The 17377-nt window shown below is 54.4% G+C and carries 15 protein-coding genes and 1 other RNA gene; 10 read left to right on the top strand and 6 right to left on the bottom strand.

Annotation, left to right across the window (positions count from 1 at the left end; translation table 11 throughout):
- The first annotated feature begins 251 nt into the window (after positions 1 to 251).
- Positions 252 to 1490: a phosphoglycerate dehydrogenase gene (gene serA, locus AC2A1E_RS02825; RefSeq protein WP_459399800.1), complete on the top strand. Its 1239-nt coding sequence runs from the start codon at positions 252 to 254 to the stop codon at positions 1488 to 1490.
- Positions 1491 to 1536: 46 nt separating this feature from the next.
- On the opposite strand, the gene AC2A1E_RS02820 is transcribed toward serA, so the two are convergent.
- From AC2A1E_RS02820 to zapA, 3 genes are all read right to left on the bottom strand, one after another.
- On the bottom strand, positions 1537 to 2145 hold the full coding sequence (locus AC2A1E_RS02820; protein ID WP_484382463.1) for a 5-formyltetrahydrofolate cyclo-ligase: 609 nt from the start codon (positions 2143 to 2145) through the stop codon (positions 1537 to 1539).
- A 34-nt stretch (positions 2146 to 2179) separates the two neighbouring features.
- A non-coding RNA gene (gene ssrS, locus AC2A1E_RS02815) (6S RNA) lies at positions 2180 to 2363 on the bottom strand.
- Positions 2364 to 2404: 41 nt separating this feature from the next.
- Positions 2405 to 2734: a cell division protein ZapA gene (zapA, locus tag AC2A1E_RS02810; RefSeq protein ID WP_021179791.1), complete on the bottom strand. Its 330-nt coding sequence runs from the start codon at positions 2732 to 2734 to the stop codon at positions 2405 to 2407.
- A 309-nt stretch (positions 2735 to 3043) separates the two neighbouring features.
- On the opposite strand from zapA, the gene AC2A1E_RS02805 reads away from it, so the two are divergent.
- The 7 genes from AC2A1E_RS02805 (at position 3044) to gcvP (ending at position 12442) form a co-directional block, all read left to right on the top strand.
- Positions 3044 to 3622 carry a YecA/YgfB family protein gene (locus tag AC2A1E_RS02805; RefSeq protein ID WP_484382462.1) on the top strand — a complete coding sequence of 193 codons (579 nt, stop codon included), beginning with the start codon at positions 3044 to 3046 and terminating at the stop codon, positions 3620 to 3622.
- Between the two features lie 58 nt (positions 3623 to 3680).
- Positions 3681 to 4994, top strand: a complete 1314-nt coding sequence (gene pepP / locus AC2A1E_RS02800) for a Xaa-Pro aminopeptidase (RefSeq protein ID WP_484382461.1) — start codon at positions 3681 to 3683, stop codon at positions 4992 to 4994.
- Between the two features lies 1 nt (position 4995).
- Positions 4996 to 6174 (top strand): 2-octaprenyl-6-methoxyphenyl hydroxylase, encoded by a 1179-nt coding sequence (ubiH, locus tag AC2A1E_RS02795; RefSeq protein ID WP_484382460.1) that lies wholly within the window; start codon positions 4996 to 4998, stop codon positions 6172 to 6174.
- Positions 6175 to 6219: 45 nt separating this feature from the next.
- A complete protein-coding gene (gene ubiI / locus AC2A1E_RS02790) occupies positions 6220 to 7422 on the top strand; it encodes an FAD-dependent 2-octaprenylphenol hydroxylase (RefSeq protein WP_484382459.1) in 1203 nt (400 codons plus the stop codon).
- 534 nt (positions 7423 to 7956) lie between these two features.
- A complete protein-coding gene (gene gcvT, locus AC2A1E_RS02785) occupies positions 7957 to 9054 on the top strand; it encodes a glycine cleavage system aminomethyltransferase GcvT (protein WP_484382458.1) in 1098 nt (365 codons plus the stop codon).
- Positions 9055 to 9083: 29 nt separating this feature from the next.
- Positions 9084 to 9470 (top strand): glycine cleavage system protein GcvH, encoded by a 387-nt coding sequence (gene gcvH, locus AC2A1E_RS02780; RefSeq protein ID WP_459399791.1) that lies wholly within the window; start codon positions 9084 to 9086, stop codon positions 9468 to 9470.
- A gap of 92 nt (positions 9471 to 9562) precedes the next feature.
- Complete coding sequence (gene gcvP, locus AC2A1E_RS02775; RefSeq protein WP_484382457.1) at positions 9563 to 12442, top strand: aminomethyl-transferring glycine dehydrogenase; 2880 nt, start codon at positions 9563 to 9565, stop codon at positions 12440 to 12442.
- Between the two features lie 154 nt (positions 12443 to 12596).
- On the opposite strand, the gene AC2A1E_RS02770 is transcribed toward gcvP, so the two are convergent.
- On the bottom strand, positions 12597 to 13115 hold the full coding sequence (locus AC2A1E_RS02770; protein ID WP_484382456.1) for a fimbrial protein: 519 nt from the start codon (positions 13113 to 13115) through the stop codon (positions 12597 to 12599).
- A 678-nt stretch (positions 13116 to 13793) separates the two neighbouring features.
- On the opposite strand from AC2A1E_RS02770, the gene AC2A1E_RS02765 reads away from it, so the two are divergent.
- On the top strand, positions 13794 to 14540 hold the full coding sequence (locus AC2A1E_RS02765; RefSeq protein WP_484382455.1) for an SDR family oxidoreductase: 747 nt from the start codon (positions 13794 to 13796) through the stop codon (positions 14538 to 14540).
- Positions 14541 to 14572: 32 nt separating this feature from the next.
- On the opposite strand, the gene AC2A1E_RS02760 is transcribed toward AC2A1E_RS02765, so the two are convergent.
- Entirely contained in the window at positions 14573 to 15181 is a 609-nt protein-coding gene (locus AC2A1E_RS02760) for an HD domain-containing protein (protein ID WP_473190165.1), read from the bottom strand.
- A gap of 213 nt (positions 15182 to 15394) precedes the next feature.
- Here AC2A1E_RS02760 and trhA point away from each other — a divergent pair, with 213 nt between their 5' ends.
- Positions 15395 to 16051, top strand: a complete 657-nt coding sequence (gene trhA / locus AC2A1E_RS02755) for a PAQR family membrane homeostasis protein TrhA (RefSeq protein ID WP_484382454.1) — start codon at positions 15395 to 15397, stop codon at positions 16049 to 16051.
- 40 nt (positions 16052 to 16091) lie between these two features.
- Here the strand turns inward: trhA and ygfZ are convergent, their stop codons facing one another.
- Complete coding sequence (gene ygfZ, locus AC2A1E_RS02750; protein WP_484382453.1) at positions 16092 to 17084, bottom strand: tRNA-modifying protein YgfZ; 993 nt, start codon at positions 17082 to 17084, stop codon at positions 16092 to 16094.
- Positions 17085 to 17377: the final 293 nt, after the last annotated feature.

Below are 17377 nucleotides of genomic sequence, written 5' to 3'. Positions count from 1 at the left end.
TATGTCACGTTATGACAATAACCTCCGCTAAGCTCCTAGCAAATTCTTTCACTATGGCATCTTCCACCAAAAACCACTGGCATCAATGAGCCTTGTGCTGATCGGCGAGCAATCGTTTGTATTGCTGGGCGCGTTATTTTTGTTATGTTGGGGGGATGTGCTGTTTTATATACCCAAAGTACTTGGAGTTGCGGCTTCAAGTAAGAAGGGGATGACAGTCGTTTCTGAAGTCTGAATATAGGGTCGGGTAAATGGCAAAAGTATCATTAGGAAAAGACAAGATTAAATTCTTGTTGGTGGAAGGGGTTCATCAAAGCACGGTAGATAGCCTGCGTGCGGCCGGATATACCAACATTGAATACCATAAAGGTGCGTTAGACACCGAAGCGCTTAAGGCATCGATCCGCGATGCGCATTTCGTTGGTATTCGTTCGCGTACCAATCTGACCGAAGAGGTTTTTGCTGCCGCAGAGAAACTGGTGGCAGTGGGTTGTTTCTGTATCGGCACCAACCAGGTTGATTTGAAAGCGGCGACCAAACGCGGTATTCCAGTGTTTAACGCGCCATTCTCCAATACCCGATCCGTGGCTGAAATGGTGCTGGGCGAACTGCTGCTGATGCTGCGCGGTATCCCAACGGCTAACGCCAAGGCGCACCGTGGCCAGTGGCAAAAACTGGCCGTGGGTTCGTATGAAGCGCGTGGCAAGAAACTGGGGATTATCGGCTACGGCCATATCGGTACTCAGCTCGGTATTCTGGCAGAAGGCCTGGGTATGAAGGTGTTCTTCTACGATATCGAAAACAAGCTGCCGCTGGGTAACGCTCAGCAGGTGCGCCACTTATCCGATCTGCTCAATATGAGTGATGTGGTCACGCTGCACGTGCCGGAAACGCTGTCGACCAAGAATATGATTGGCACCGAAGAGCTGGCACTGATGAAGCCGGGGGCGATCCTGATCAACGCCTCACGCGGCACGGTGGTGGATATTCCTGCGCTGTGTAATGCGTTGGCGAGTCATCATCTTTCAGGGGCGGCGATTGACGTCTTCCCAGAAGAGCCTGCGACCAACAGCGATCCGTTCAATTCGCCGCTGTGTGAGTTTGACAACGTGCTGCTGACGCCGCATATCGGTGGTTCGACCGAAGAAGCGCAGGAGAACATCGGTGACGAAGTGGCCGGGAAACTGGCGAAATACTCCGACAACGGTTCTACACTGTCTGCGGTTAACTTCCCGGAAGTTTCGCTGCCGATGCATGGCCCGAACTCCAGCCGCCTGCTGCATATCCATGAAAACCGCCCAGGCGTTCTGACGCAGATTAACCAGATTTTCGCAGAAGAAGGCGTGAACATCGCCGCTCAGTATCTGCAAACCGGTGCGGAAATCGGCTATGTGGTGATCGATATCGAAGCAGAAACCGAGCGCGCTGATGCGGCGTTGCAACGTATGAAAGCGATTGAAGGCACTATCCGCGCACGCCTGTTGTTCTGATAAAGGCTGTGCGAGATCTTAAAGGCCGGAGCAATCCGGCCTTTTGCTATTTTGCCGTTTGCCATGCCCAGATTTGCGAAGGCGTGACGATCTCCGGCAGCGGGATATCCCAGTGTTCTACTGGCAGTTGCTCTACCTGCTGGCAATCATGCGCCAATCCCATTGGGTACGGGCCGTCATGCTGCCAGTTCTGCAAGGTGCGATCGTAAAATCCGCCGCCCATTCCCAACCGTTGGCCTACAGCGTCGAACGCCACCAGCGGCGTCAGAACCACATCCAGCTGCAACACCGGTAACACGTGGCGCACATCCAGCGCGGGCTCCAGAATATTGAAGCGGTTGCGCACCAGCGGCGTATTTGGGGTATAACGCAGAAACAGCAGATTGCCGGGGCTGAACGGGTGCAATACCGGCAGGTAAACCTGCTTGCCCTGTTGCCATAGTTGCTCAATCAGCGGGCGGGTATCCAGTTCACCATCAAAAGAGAGAAACACCGCAATGCGTTGTGCTGCTTGAATGCGCGGATGCTGTGTAACACGAAGGGCAATCTGCAGCGCAAAGTCATGCTGCTGCGCGGGCGTTAAAGCGCGGCGCCGTTGGCGGATTTCATTACGGAGTGTCTGACGTTGCTGAACGAACTGAGGTTGAAAAGACATAGTTGCGAGCTTGTGTGGTAAACCACGAGTGAAGGGAATCTCCGAGATGCCGTCGCAGGCTGTAACCCTTGAACCCATGGTTCAAGGTGAACATGATGTCGCAACCTTAAGGCTTCTCGGACGGGCCGAGCATGCACACCGGTCACGAGTCATCACATTCTATTGGTACTAAATATCGGCTCAGGGGACGGGCCCGCTGGCAAACATCTCAGAGAAATTTTTTACTCATTGCCGAAACCTTCAACTTCAGCAACTTAAGTTATTCGAATTGTGCATCCTGACGTTCAGAGATGCGACCCTGTTCAAGCAATGCCTGTTCAATGGTCTGTTGCAGCATACGAATTCGTTGTTCCATATTGGCCGCATAGTCACGGGTTTTCAAGCGCTCTTGAGCAAGTTCGTGACAGACGTTCAATGCTGCGATGAAAACAAGTTGTTCTGTATTTGTGACTCTAGTGCGAACTTTAAGATCTTGCAACCGCTGGTTAAGATCTTCTGCTGCCATGTTCAACGCATCTTGTTGTTCTGGCGGGCAATTAACTCTTAACGAACGGCCAAAAATTTGAATATCTACCGGTTGTGCAGACATGCCACCTTCCTGCCTAAATTTCGCGCCAGCTCCGGCCAGCCTGTGCCGTGCAACTCAAAGCGGGCGCCACTATATATACCTCGGTACCAAGATTCAACACTTTTTCAGCATCTGGTTTTAATCGATGACGCTTAACATTACCAGATAAAAAAGGGTTTCAAAATGCATACTTACCGCGATTTAGTCTGTTGGAAATGCCAAGATGTTCTGATTGTAACCTGCCACTGAGGTAGTGCGCTCAACTGGTATAGCGACGGACCTTGGTGGTAGCATAACACGAACTTATCCTGCCAACGACGACGAATGCGCATGTCCATACAGAATACATTTCCAAGTTACCAATCTTTGACCGTTGCTCTCAACCAGCAGGCGGTAGCCTTAACGGCCGCAGAAATGCACGGTTTGATCAGCGGCCTACTGTGCGGCGGCAACCGTGATGCCAGCTGGCGGACGCTGGTGTTCGAACTGACTAACGAAGGCGAGGCCTTCCCGCAGGCATTGGGTTTGCCGTTGCAGCAACTGCATGAAGCGACTCGCAATACGCTGGAAGACGACGAGTTCATGTTCCAGTTATTGATGCCGGAAGGCGATACGGTCAGCGTTTTTGAGCGTGCCGACGCGTTGGCAGGATGGGTGAACCATTTCCTGCTGGGGCTGGGCATGATGCAGCCCAAATTGGCGCAGATGAAAGACGAAGTGGGCGAAGCGATCGACGATCTGCGCAATATCGCACAACTGGGTTACGACGAAGACGAAGACCAGGAAGAGTTGGAGCAGTCGCTGGAAGAAGTGGTTGAATATGTGCGGGTTGTTGCGCTCCTTTGCCATACTGAATTTACCCGTCATAAGCCGACGGCGCCGGAAATGAACAAACCGACATTACATTGATTGCGCAGTTCAGCGTGGCTGCCCATGAGCACAGGTAAACCGATTTCAGGAGAAGGTGATGACTCAGCAGGAATTTCACAACCGCCGTCAGGCGCTGTTGGCGAAGATGGCTCCGGGCAGCGCAGCGGTTGTTTTCGCTGCCCCGGAAGTGGCACGTAATGCGGATTCTGAATACCCCTATCGTCAGAACAGTGATTTCTGGTATCTGACCGGCTTTAACGAGCCGGAAGCCGTGTTGATTCTGGTGAAAAGCGATGAAACCCATAATCACAGCGTCCTGTTCAACCGGGTACGCGATCTGACGGCAGAAATCTGGTTTGGCCGCCGTTTAGGGCAAGAGGCCGCGCCAGCAAAACTGGGCGTGGATCGCGCCTTGGCATTCAATGAGATTAATGACCAACTGCACCTGTTGCTCAATGGCCTGGACGTGGTGTATCACGCACAGGGGCAATACGCTTATGCAGATGACATCCTGTTTGCGGCGTTGGATAAATTGCGCAAGGGTTTCCGCCAGAACCTGCAAGCCCCGGCGACCATCACCGATTACCGCCCGTGGCTGCATGAGATGCGCCTGTTCAAATCGCCAGAAGAAGTGGCCGCTATGCGCCGCGCCGGTGAGATCAGCGCGCTGGCACATACCCGTGCGATGGAAAAATGCCGCCCGGGGATGTTCGAATATCAACTGGAAGCAGAAATCCTGCACGAATTCGGCCGTCTCGGCGCGCGTTACCCTTCTTACAACACCATCGTCGGCAGCGGTGAAAATGCATGTATCCTGCATTACACCGAGAACGAATGCGAAATGCGCGATGGCGATCTGGTGCTGATCGACGCGGGTTGTGAATATCGCAGTTATGCTGGTGATATCACCCGCACCTTCCCGGTAAACGGTAAGTTCAGCAAGCCACAGCGTGCGGTGTATGACATCGTGCTGGCGTCGATCAACCGTGGTTTGGAGATGTTTAAACCGGGGATCAGCATCCGCGAGGTGAACGATCAGGTGGTGCGCATCATGATCGCTGGCCTGGTTGAACTGGGCGTGCTGAAAGGTGAGGTGGATCAGCTGTTTGCTGAACAGGCGCATCGCCCGTTCTTTATGCATGGCCTGAGCCACTGGCTGGGGCTGGATGTGCATGACGTCGGTCACTATGGTTCCCCGAGCCGCGATCGTATTCTGGAGCCGGGAATGGTGTTGACGATTGAACCTGGTCTGTATATCGCGCCAGATGCCGACGTGCCGCAGGAATACCGTGGTATCGGCATCCGTATCGAAGATGACATCCTGATTACCAAAGACGGCAATGAAAACCTCACCGCCAGCGTAGTGAAGGATCCTGATGCCATCGAAGCCCTGATGGCGGCGGCAAGATAGTATGAGCATTATTATTGTTGGCGGCGGGATGGCGGGCGCAACGCTGGCGTTGGCGATTTCATCCCTGACTCAGGGCAAGGTGGCGATCGATCTGGTTGAGGCCACTCGGCCCGACGATAGTGCTCATCCTGGTTTTGATGCCCGAGCCATCGCTCTGGCGCAGGGAACCTGCCAGCAGTTAGCGCGCATCGGTATCTGGCCCGCGTTGCGTAGCTGCGCCACGGCAATTACCCACGTACATGTTAGCGATCGCGGCCATGCTGGGTTTGTGAATCTGCATGCGCAAGATTATCAGGTTGATGCGCTGGGGCAGGTGATTGAACTGCACGACGCCGGGCAGCGGCTGTTTGCGCTGTTGGCGAAAGCGCCAGGCGTTACCTTGCATTGCCCGGCTAAAGTGGTCGATGTGCTGCGTACCGTTACCCATGCTGAAGTGAAGTTGGACAATGGGCAACGCTTAAGCGGGCAACTGTTGGTGGCGGCGGACGGCTCGCGCTCGGCATTGGCGCAGGCCTGCAATATACAGTGGCAGCAGCGTGATTATCCGCAGTTCGCGACCATCGCCAATGTCACCACCGCACAAGCCCCACAGGGGAGGGCCTTTGAACGCTTTACCCGTTTCGGGCCGCTGGCGCTGTTGCCGATGTCACAAGGGCGCAGTTCGCTGGTCTGGTGTCATGCCAGAGCAGATCGGGCGCAGGTGGATAGCTGGGACGATGCGCGTTTCCTTAGGGAACTACAGCAGGCGTTCGGCTGGCGGTTGGGAAAAATACTGCAAGTGGGCCAGCGCCACAGTTATCCTTTAAGTCTGTTGATGGCGAATCAGCATGTCAGCCACCGCTTGGCGCTGGTGGGGAATGCGGCGCAGACGCTGCACCCGATCGCCGGGCAAGGTTTCAACTTGGGCCTGCGCGATGTGATGTCGTTGGCAGAAACGCTGGCGGAAGCAGCACAGGCCGGTGAAGATCTGGGGGCTTATGCGTTATTGAGCCGTTATCAGCAGCGGCGGCAGCAGGATCAGCAGGCGACCATCGGCGTGACCGACGGTTTAATCCGCTTGTTTGCCAACGACTATGCTCCACTGGTTGCCGGGCGTAATCTGGGGCTGATGGCGATGGAGCAGTTACCGGCGGTGCGTGATGCTTTTGCCAAACGCACCTTAGGCTGGGTTGAGCGCTAAATATCCCGTTTTTGGGTATCCGCTAATTTAAGGAATTCAAGCAGCATGCAATCATTTGATGTGATTATCGCCGGTGGCGGTATGGTGGGATTGGCGCTGGCCTGCGGTTTGCAGGGCAGCGGCCTGCGCGTGGCGGTGCTGGAACAGCGACAGCCGGAAACATCGTCGCTGCAAGAGCTTCCGGCGCTGCGCGTCTCCGCCATTAATGCTGCCAGCGAGCGCCTGCTGCAACAGATCGGCGTGTGGGATGATATTCGCAATTTGCGCGCCAGCGCGTATAACGCGATGGAAGTCTGGGATCGCGACAGTTTTGGCAAAATCGCTTTCCGGGGCGATGAATGTGGCTTCAGCCATTTGGGCCATATCATTGAAAATGAGGTGATTCAGCAGGCGCTGTGGAACAAGGCGCAAGCGCTGGCCGACGTGACGCTGATCGCCCCTGCGGCGTTGAAACAGGTGGCATGGGGCGAGAACGACGCCTTTGTCACGCTGGAAGATGGCCGCATGTTGACCGCCCGCTTGCTGGTGGGTGCCGATGGTGCCAATTCCTGGCTGCGCCAGCATGCCGATATCCCGCTGACCTTCTGGGATTACCGCCACAGCGCTCTGGTGGCCACGATCCGCACTGAAGAGCCACATTTGGCCACGGCGCGCCAGGTTTTTCACGGCGACGGCATTCTGGCCTTCCTGCCATTTAACGATCCGCATCTGAGCTCAATTGTCTGGTCGGTAGCACCAGAAGAAGCGGAACGGCTAAAGCAGCTTGAACCAACAGCGTTTAACCGCGAACTGGCCATGACCTTCGATATGCGTTTGGGCAACTGCGTGCTGGAAAGTGAACGCCTGACCTTCCCGCTTACCGGGCGTTATGCCCGCAGCTTTGCCGCCCATCGTCTGGCGCTGGTGGGGGATGCGGCGCACACCGTGCATCCGCTGGCCGGGCAAGGGGTGAATCTGGGCTTTATGGATGCCGCCGAGCTGATATCCGAGCTCAAGCGCCTGCAACGTCAGGGTAAAGACATCGGCCAGCACCTGTATCTGCGCCGCTATGAGCGCCGCCGCAAACATGGCGCAGCGGTGATGCTGGCCAGTATGCAAGGGTTCCGCGAGCTGTTTGCCGGTAATAACCCAGCCAAAAAACTGCTGCGCGACGTTGGCCTGCGCTTGGCAGACAGCCTGCCGGGCGTGAAGCCTAAGCTGGTGCGCCAGGCGATGGGGCTGAATGATTTGCCTGAGTGGTTGGCATAACCTCGGTACCGAGGCCAGATTCCTGGCCTCTTCGGTTTTATCCTTTTATTTCTCCCGCATTAAAATCCGTTCATTCAGCGGGTCATCATTTCTATTCATTTGAGAAATTCTAATTTCAGTCGGTTTTTACCATTACTTTTTCTAATCCTGTGTTCCATTCTGAAAAGCCAAAACTCTCCAGCTTATCGATTTTTTGTTACATAACTTCGGATTTACACCGCTTTAATTGTGTCTTTTGTGCTTATAAGCGCAGTTTTCCAGTGAAAAACTCTGCACACTGGCGTGGCAATTTACTGGCCTTGAACGAGGTTAAGTATATTTTAACTTATGGTTAACGCATTCGTTCAGTGATAAGTTCAAGGCCAAGGTATCGTTTGCGTCGTGCTGGTTTGCTTCATATGTCAGCGCGGCAATGTGTATTGAGCAGTCAGCGTGCGCCACGCGATCAGGCCCGTGAGACGTTCCACCAGCCACACCTGCCTCATTGCGTAGCAACACCCTGTCTTCGGCTTTTTGAGTGGAAAGAGGGAAAAGATGACAAAGCAAACCCCACTGTACGATCAGCACGTGGCGTGCGGTGCGCGCATGGTCGATTTTCATGGCTGGATGATGCCGCTGCATTACGGCTCTCAGCTTGATGAGCACCACAGGGTGCGCCAGGATGCGGGCATGTTTGATGTTTCCCACATGACCATTGTGGATCTGCACGGTGCCCGTACTCGCGAATTTCTGCGTTATCTGTTGGCGAATGATGTCGCCAAACTCACTCAATCGGGCAAAGCGCTGTATAGCGGCATGCTGAATGCGTCCGGCGGCGTGATTGACGATCTGATCGTTTACTTCTTCACCGAAGATTATTTCCGCCTGGTGGTGAACTCCGCTACGCGCGACAAAGACTTAGCCTGGATCGAACAGCATGCTGCACCCTACGGCGTTGAACTGACGGTGCGTGACGATCTGGCGCTGATCGCGGTGCAAGGCCCGCAGGCCAAAGAGCGTGCTGCCACCTTATTTACCCCGCAGCAAAAGCAGGCCGTGGAAGGCATGAAGCCCTTCTTTGGTGTACAAGCCGGGGATCTGTTTATCGCCACCACCGGTTACACCGGTGAAGCCGGTTATGAAATCGCTCTGCCAAAAGAGCGGGCGGTCGATTTTTGGCAGCAACTGCTGGCCGCTGGCGTCAAGCCCGCCGGGCTGGGGGCGCGTGACACTCTGCGTCTGGAAGCCGGTATGAACCTGTACGGGCAGGAAATGGACGAGGGAATTTCACCGCTGGCCGCCAATATGGGCTGGACCATCGCCTGGGCACCGCAGGATCGCCAGTTTATTGGCCGTGAGGCGTTGGAGCAGCAGTGTGAGCAGGGCACCGAACAACTGGTCGGTTTGATCATGACGGAAAAAGGCGTATTACGTAATGAGTTGCCGGTGCGTTTCACCGATGCAACGGGTCAGGTACATGAAGGTGTGATTACCAGCGGCTCCTTCTCACCGACCTTGGGCTATAGTATTGCGTTGGCGCGCGTGCCTGCCGGTATTGGTGAGCAGGCGGTTGTGCAGATCCGTAACCGGGAAATGCCAGTAAAAGTGACTAAACCTGGTTTTGTGCGCGCCGGTAAGTCCCTGATCAATTAGTTTCTATTTTTCGAAGGAGTAGTAGGTCAATGAGCAATGTGCCATCAGAACTGAAATACGCCGCATCCCATGAGTGGGTGCGTGACGAAGGTAACGGCGAATACGTGGTCGGGATCACCGAGCACGCGCAGGAGCTGCTGGGCGATATGGTATTTGTCGATTTGCCGGAAGTGGGCACCACCGTTTCTGCCGGTGATGATTGTGCCGTAGCGGAGTCCGTGAAGGCCGCTTCGGATATTTATGCGCCAATCAGCGGTGAAGTCATTGCCGTCAATGGCGATCTGGAAGTCTCTCCAGAGCTGGTCAACAGCGAGCCGTATGGCGATGGCTGGCTGTTTCGCATCAAGGCTTCTGATGAAGCTGAGCTGGACGATCTGCTAGATGCAGATGCGTATCAAGCCTCCATCGAAGAGTAATCAGTTTAACGCCCCGCATGTGACTCCACTGCGGGGCGTTTTGCAGTTCAGGCGCTATCCCGTACCCCGCAAGCATTCAGGAATTCGTAGCAATGACCCAGACACTTAGCCAACTTGAACACAGCGAAGCGTTTATCGAACGCCACATCGGCCCTTCTGCAGAGCAACAGCAGCAGATGCTGGATGCGGTGGGCGCACGCACGCTCAGCGCGCTTATCCAACAGATTGTGCCAGCAGACATTCAACTGCCTGGGCCACCGCCGGTGGGCGATGCGGTCACTGAACATCAGGCATTGGCCGAGTTGAAGGCGATTGCTGCACAGAATCAGCGCTACAAATCCTATATTGGTATGGGCTACAGCGCGGTGCTGACACCGCCGGTGATCCTGCGCAATATGCTGGAGAACCCAGGCTGGTACACCGCCTATACCCCTTATCAGCCAGAAGTGTCGCAGGGCCGTCTGGAGGCGTTGCTCAACTTCCAGACCGTGACGCTCGATCTGACCGGGCTGGATCTGGCTTCCGCCTCGTTGCTGGATGAAGCGACGGCCGCAGCAGAATCAATGGCGCTGGCCAAACGTGCCAGCAAGCTGAAAGACGCCAACCGTTTCTTTGTCGCTGACGATGTGCACCCGCAAACGCTGGACGTGGTGCGCACCCGTGCCGAAACCTTCGGTTTTGAAGTGATCGTCGACAAACCGGCGAAAGTGCTGGAACTGCAAGGCGTGTTTGGCGTGCTGTTGCAGCAGGTGGGTACTACCGGTGAACTGCATGATTACAGTGCTCTGCTGGCTGAGCTGAAGAACCGCAAAATCATCACCAGCATGGCGGCCGATATCATGGCGCTGGTAATGTTGACTGCTCCGGGCAAGCAAGGAGCAGACGTGGTGTTTGGCTCCGCGCAGCGCTTTGGTGTGCCGATGGGCTACGGTGGCCCACATGCGGCGTTCTTCGCCTGCCGTGACGAATTCAAACGCTCAATGCCAGGCCGGATCATCGGGGTTTCCCGTGACGCTGCCGGTAACACCGCGCTGCGCATGGCGATGCAGACCCGCGAGCAACATATCCGCCGCGAAAAGGCTAACTCGAATATCTGTACCTCGCAGGTGCTGCTGGCCAATATCGCCAGCCTGTATGCGGTGTACCATGGCCCACAAGGCTTGCAGCGTATCGCCGGGCGTATCCATCGCCTGACCGATATTCTGGCCGCTGGCCTGCAACAAGCCGGTCTGCAACTGCGTCACAAAACCTGGTTCGATACCTTGACCGTGGAAGTGAAAGACAAGGCTGCGCTGCTGGATCGCGCGCTGAGTTTTGGCATCAACCTGCGCACCGATATTCACGGCGCAGTGGGCATCACGCTGGATGAGGCCACCTCGCGTGAAGACGTGCAGGCGCTGTTTGCCGTACTGGTGGGGGATAACCATGGGCTGGATATCGACGCGTTGGACGCGGCAGTCAGCAGCGGTAACTCATCCATTCCGGCGGCGATGCTGCGTAAAGATCCGATCCTCACCCATCCGGTATTCAACCGTTACCACAGCGAAACCGAGATGATGCGCTATATGCATCGCCTGGAGCGCAAAGATCTGGCGCTGAATCAGGCGATGATCCCGCTGGGCTCCTGCACCATGAAGCTGAATGCCGCGGCGGAAATGATCCCGATCACCTGGCCTGAATTTGCCGAACTGCACCCGTTCTGCCCGCCAGAGCAGGCAGCCGGTTATCAGCAGATGATTGGTCAACTTTCTCAGTGGCTGGTGCAACTGACCGGCTACGATGCGGTATGCATGCAGCCGAACTCCGGCGCGCAGGGCGAATATGCCGGTTTACTGGCGATCCGCCGTTATCACGCAAGCCGTAACGAAGCGGGCCGTCATATCTGCCTGATCCCAAGTTCCGCGCACGGCACTAACCCAGCTTCTGCCCAGATGGCGGGCATGAGCGTGGTGGTGGTGGCCTGTGACAAGAACGGCAACATCGATCTGCACGATTTGCGTCTGAAGGCCGAGCAAGCCGGGGACGAACTCTCCTGCATCATGGTGACCTACCCGTCGACCCACGGCGTGTATGAAGAAACCATCCGCGAAGTGTGCCAGATTGTGCATCAGTTCGGCGGCCAGGTGTATCTCGACGGTGCCAACATGAACGCTCAGGTGGGTATTACCACGCCGGGCTATATCGGTGCTGATGTCTCACACCTTAACCTGCATAAAACCTTCTGTATCCCACACGGCGGCGGCGGCCCAGGCATGGGGCCGATCGGTGTCAAAGCACACTTGGCCCCGTTCGTTCCGGGCCACAGCGTGGTGCAGATCGACGGTGTGACCACGCAGCAGGGCGCAGTCTCTGCCGCACCGTTCGGCAGTGCCTCGATTCTACCGATCAGCTGGATGTACATCCGCATGATGGGGGCAGAAGGCCTGAAGCAGGCCAGCCAGGTGGCGATCCTGAATGCCAACTACATCGCGACCCGCCTGAAAGACGCTTATCCGGTGCTGTATACCGGCCGCGATCACCGCGTGGCGCACGAGTGCATTCTGGATATCCGTCCGCTGAAGGAACAGACCGGTATCAGCGAAATGGATATCGCCAAACGCCTGATTGACTACGGTTTCCATGCGCCAACTATGTCGTTCCCGGTCGCGGGCACGCTGATGGTGGAGCCGACCGAGTCGGAAAGCAAAGTGGAGCTGGATCGCTTTATTGAGGCGATGTTAGCGATCCGCAGCGAGATCGACCGGGTGCATAAGGGCGAATGGCCGCTGGAAGATAACCCACTGGTTAATGCGCCGCACATTCAGGCCGAACTGGTCAGCGACTGGCAGCATGCTTACAGCCGCGAACTGGCAGTATTCCCGGTGTCCGGTGTGCGTGAGAACAAGTACTGGCCTAGCGTGAAGCGTCTTGATGACGTTTATGGCGATCGCAATCTGTTCTGCTCTTGCGTGCCGATGAACGAATACGAATAACACGTCCGTCAAATGAATGAACGAGGGACGCTGCGTGATGCGGTGTCCCTTTTTTATTGCGGTAAAGCAATGATTATAATGAACGAAAATAGATCGGAGCAGATATTGTGAGAAGAGCCAAACCCCTGGGGTTACCAGGGGCTGATGAGGTTGATTAGTTATAGGTAACGGCAAACATCGCGGTAGAGTGAACATCCCCTCCTATTACAGTGTTATCTGTGGCAATTAAACGGGTTAGGAATGGCAACCGGTTAAGCCCTGGGGTTAAGCTTTGTTGTGGTGTGGGCTGATCAAGCGTAATCGGTTGGTTATCGTTGGCCGTGAGTATTTCGATACCCAAGCCTTTGGCGCTATCTGGGCTATCAGTCAAGGCCAGTATGGTTTTTGATGCATTTGCGCTCGTGCCCGTAAAGGTAACGCTAGCTTGGCTAACGGTAATCGGACAATTGACCAGTTCAATATCAAATTTTTGTTGACCAGCAATGGTACCAACACCGTTAAATGCAGCACCAGATACTGTCCCTATCTGTATGATCATACTGTCAAGCTGCACGTAACAGCTAGGGTTAGTGACTTTGCCGACAAACTCAAGCGTGCCGGGAGCCTGAGCGGCGTTGGCCGTGCTGAGGGATAAAGCAGAAACTACCAGAGTCATGATTAAATTTTTTTTCATGTTATCACTCCTTGTGTTTATAAAAATAGAAAGTCTCTCTAAATGATTATTATCAGCCTACTACTTTACCTCTTGAATTAATGACCTCCTGGGTTGGTTGTTTATAACTGAGCAATTAATTGCCCATGAATATACTTATTGGTAATAAATAAGAATTTAATAAGAAATATCTCTTTAAATGGTGGTGAGAGTTTTTATTGAACGGTTTTGTGTACTTAATTGCAAAATTATCTAGGGAAATATCCTTATTCATACGTATATGATTTCTACATTATGATTCTTTTTGTGAATGATTTCATAGCTAAAGCTAATATTGATAATTTAAAAATAAATGCTATTAAAAAATGTGATGAATAGTGGTGTGGTTATGCCTTTCTCATGGATTTTATTATTACCTGTCTTTAAGGTTTTGACAATAATTAAGGGTTTCTATTAATGGGGTTATTACGGGCCGTGTGCCAATGTTTGTAGGATATATCGTTGTTTGCAAAAGTTATCATCCGAATAACGGTACGTTTGGCTGTCTATGTTTTTATGAACGGGCAAAGTGAGTGGCGTTTCAGGGGGGAATCTGGCCATATACTTTGTTGGGCGATGTGGTAGCCCGATCGTCGAAAAGAAAGTCGCAAGGTCAATGAGTGCCAGCTATCATTTCTGACCCGAACAGAAGGAAACAGTATGACGAAAGTGGTATTAGTCACCGGTGCCAGCCGCGGCATAGGCCGCGCGACGGCGTTACTATTGGCCCAGCGAGGTTATGCGGTCGGCGTGAACTATCTGCGAGATCACGCTGCGGCGGAGCAGGTGGTGGCACAGATCCGTGAGCAAGGCGGTAAAGCGCTGGCGCTACAGGCCAATATTGCCGAGGAAGACGAGGTAGTGGCGATGTTTGCTGCCTTGGAACATGCGCTAGGCCCTATAGATGCACTGGTGAATAATGCCGGTATTCTGTTCCAACAGGCGAGCATTGAGCAACTCACCGCCGAGCGTATCAATAAAGTGTTGGCCACCAACGTTACCGGTTATTTTCTCTGCTGCCGCGAAGCGGTAAAACGTATGGCGCTACGGCATGGTGGGCAGGGCGGAGCGATCGTCAATGTTTCCTCTGCTGCGGCACGCTTGGGGGCTCCGTGGGAGTATATCGACTATGCAGCGTCGAAAGGGGCGGTGGATACGCTGACTACCGGTTTGGCGCTGGAAGTGGCGGCGCAGGGGATCCGCGTCAACGGCGTGCGGCCGGGTTGTATCTATACCGAGATGCACGCCAGCGGCGGTGAGCCGGGGCGTGTGGATCGCGTTAAAACGGCGTTGCCGATGCAGCGTGGCGGCCAGCCGGAAGAGGTGGCCGAAGCGATTGCCTGGCTGCTTTCCGATGCGGCCTCTTACGTGACCGGCAGCTTTATCGAGGCCTCCGGCGGGCGTTGAATCAGCAAGGGCACCATCGGTGCCCTTGTCTATTATTTCAACCAGCCTTTGCGCTGCGCATCCTGTAAATGTTGGTGCAGATGCTTCCATAGCTCTGGGTGGATATCGGCAATCATCGCATTGCGCGCCAGCACCTGTTCCAGACTGATGTCGTTCTCTACCCAGCTTTGGCCTTTATTATGCAGGTTCATCAGCATCGGCAGGCTGCGGTCCAACACCAGCGCAAAGCGGGCATCGGCGCTTTCGCCGTCTTCATATTCCTGCCACAACGCGGTGAAAGACTCACGCTGAGGCTCCGGCAGTAAGCCGAACAGGCGTTTCGCTGCCGCCACTTCCTGATCGTGGATCGCTGCACGTGCAGCCAGATCGTAAACCATCACATCACCGGCATCGATCTCAACGATATCGTGCAGCAGGGCCATCTGGATCACGCGCTGAATATCGACCTCTGCACTGGCATAAGGGGCCAGGCTTAAGGCCGCAATGGCAAAATGCCAACTGTGTTCGGCCGAGTTTTCCTGCCGTTGACTGCCCAGCACTTTGGTACGGCGCTGAACATCTTTCAGTTTGTCGATTTCCATCAGGAATTGGATGACTTGAGTCATGGAGCCAAAATCTAAGGCGGGTACAGCGGATGACATGGAGCGAACCTCGAGGTTAGTAGCGGGAAAAACCCGTCGATTGTAGCTCAGCGTGCCGATAATTTCGACGCTTGTGCGGTGTTACAAGCGTTCACAGTTTTATTTTAGCGTACACGTGTACACTGAAATTATTCTCAGTTAAGCTCTTTTGCGATAATTTCAAACAATATTGGCTGCTTTGAGGGTTTGCGCATTATGGGTAAAGCGGATGAAATGAAGACCGAGTCTGATAAGCTTGCTGGCACGGTTTATCCATGGGCTGAAGAGATTGCGAACAGCATCAGCCACGGCATTGGGTTGGTTCTGGGGATTGTCGGTTTGGTGCTGCTGCTGGTTCAGGCGGTGAATACCGGTGCTGATGTGACCGCCATCACCAGCTATAGCCTGTATGGCGGCAGCATGATTCTGCTGTTCCTGGCTTCCACCCTGTATCACGCTATTCCCCATCAAAAAGCTAAACACTGGCTGAAAAAATTCGACCACTGCGCCATTTATCTGCTGATTGCCGGAACCTATACGCCTTTCCTGCTGGTGGGGTTGGATTCACCGTTAGCTAAGGGGCTGATGGTGGTGATCTGGGGGCTGGCGCTGTTCGGTGTGATCTTTAAACTGGCATTTGCGCACCGCTTTGAGGTGCTGTCGCTGGTGACCTATCTGACCATGGGCTGGCTGTCGCTGATCGTGATCTACCAACTCGCCACCCGGCTGGCGATCGGTGGGGTAACCCTGTTGGCCGTCGGCGGTGTGGTGTATACGCTGGGGGTGATTTTCTACGCCTCGAAGCGTTTTCGCTTCGGCCACGCCATCTGGCACGGTTTTGTGCTCGGTGGCAGTCTGTGCCACTTTTTGGCGATTTATCTCTATGTCTAAATGATTAAGGCCGCAGACACTGTGTCTGCGGCCAAATCAGCTACTTCTCTTCTGCCAGTGAGTACGGCAGCGGTTTGATAGCCAACTGGCTGCCTGCATCATCCCGCACGCGCAATGTGCTATCGGCATCCAGATCGTTGTTTAAAATCGCCTGCACCCACAGCGTGCCGTTATCCAGCAGGCTTGCCGCTAAAACGGTGCCGGTACGCCGCCAATTTTCGCCCAGTTGCAGCTCCAGATCTTCGCCCGCCAGCGGCACTCGCTCAGCATTGCCTTCCAGCCAATACAAAGCACGCTTGTTGGCACCGCGGAACTTGGCACGCGCTACCATTTCCTGCCCGGTATAGCAGCCTTTGCTGAAGCTGATGCCTGCCAGTGCCTGTAGGTTGGTGGCCTGCGGCACCAACTGCGCGCTGTTGGCTGCGTCAATGACCGGGTAACCGGCTTCGATATCCAACGCTAGCCACTGTTGGCTGTTGTTCAATGCGGCTTGGCCATCGAGTTTGGCGTTAAGCTGACCCACGATTTCTGCCGTGGTGATCAGCAGAAAACGCTCTGCCGGCAGGGCAAAGTGCAGTAAGGTGGTATCCCCCTCTTGCACCACCTGATGCTCTGCATTTGGCAGGGTCGTGAACATTTCTGCCAGTGCGGCACGCGCCTGCAAGCCAGCCACGCCCAGCAGCACGGCATCATTATCCGCTGCGATGGTCACTTTGGAGAACACGGCGTATTTCTTGATTTCCGCCAACTGGCTATCCAGCACGCTGCGGCGTTCCAGGTAGGCAAAGCCTTCACCGTAATGGAACAGACGCAGGTTGCTCCACATTTTGCCTTTGGCATCGCAATGACCGCACAGCACATGTTGCTCGGCTGCCAGTTTGTCGATATCGGCCGTCACCTGGCCCTGAAGGTACTTCACCGTATCTGGCCCGTTAAGCTGCACCAGCGCCCAATCTTCCAATGAGATCAGCGTCAGTGGCAGATGGGCGGAGGCGGAAGGTTGACGAGATGGAAAAGGAATATTGAACGCCATAATGAGTTCCTGCTTCATGTACACAAAATAATCCAAGTTGCTTGTAGGCGACAGAGCGTAGCCAACACCCAAGCAACTTGAAGTGTGAAGTGTATATTCAGATTGCCTGAAAGGGTTAACAGCATGGTAAAAGAGGTGGCTCTGTTTGCAAACAGTTATTATGGCATAGTGCTTTTTCTGACATTTTTGCGCTTTAGATCGGAGAACTGCCTTTCCGGCGAGTATGTCAAATTGTTACCCTATATACTGATGGTCAGCGATAACACTTCGCGAACCGATGGAATTATATTGCG

The sequence above is a fragment of the Serratia sp. HNCC26DJ206 genome, assembly GCF_057180605.1.
Note: the sequence above shows the minus strand (reverse complement) of the source record. Positions and strands in the feature narration are given on the sequence as shown.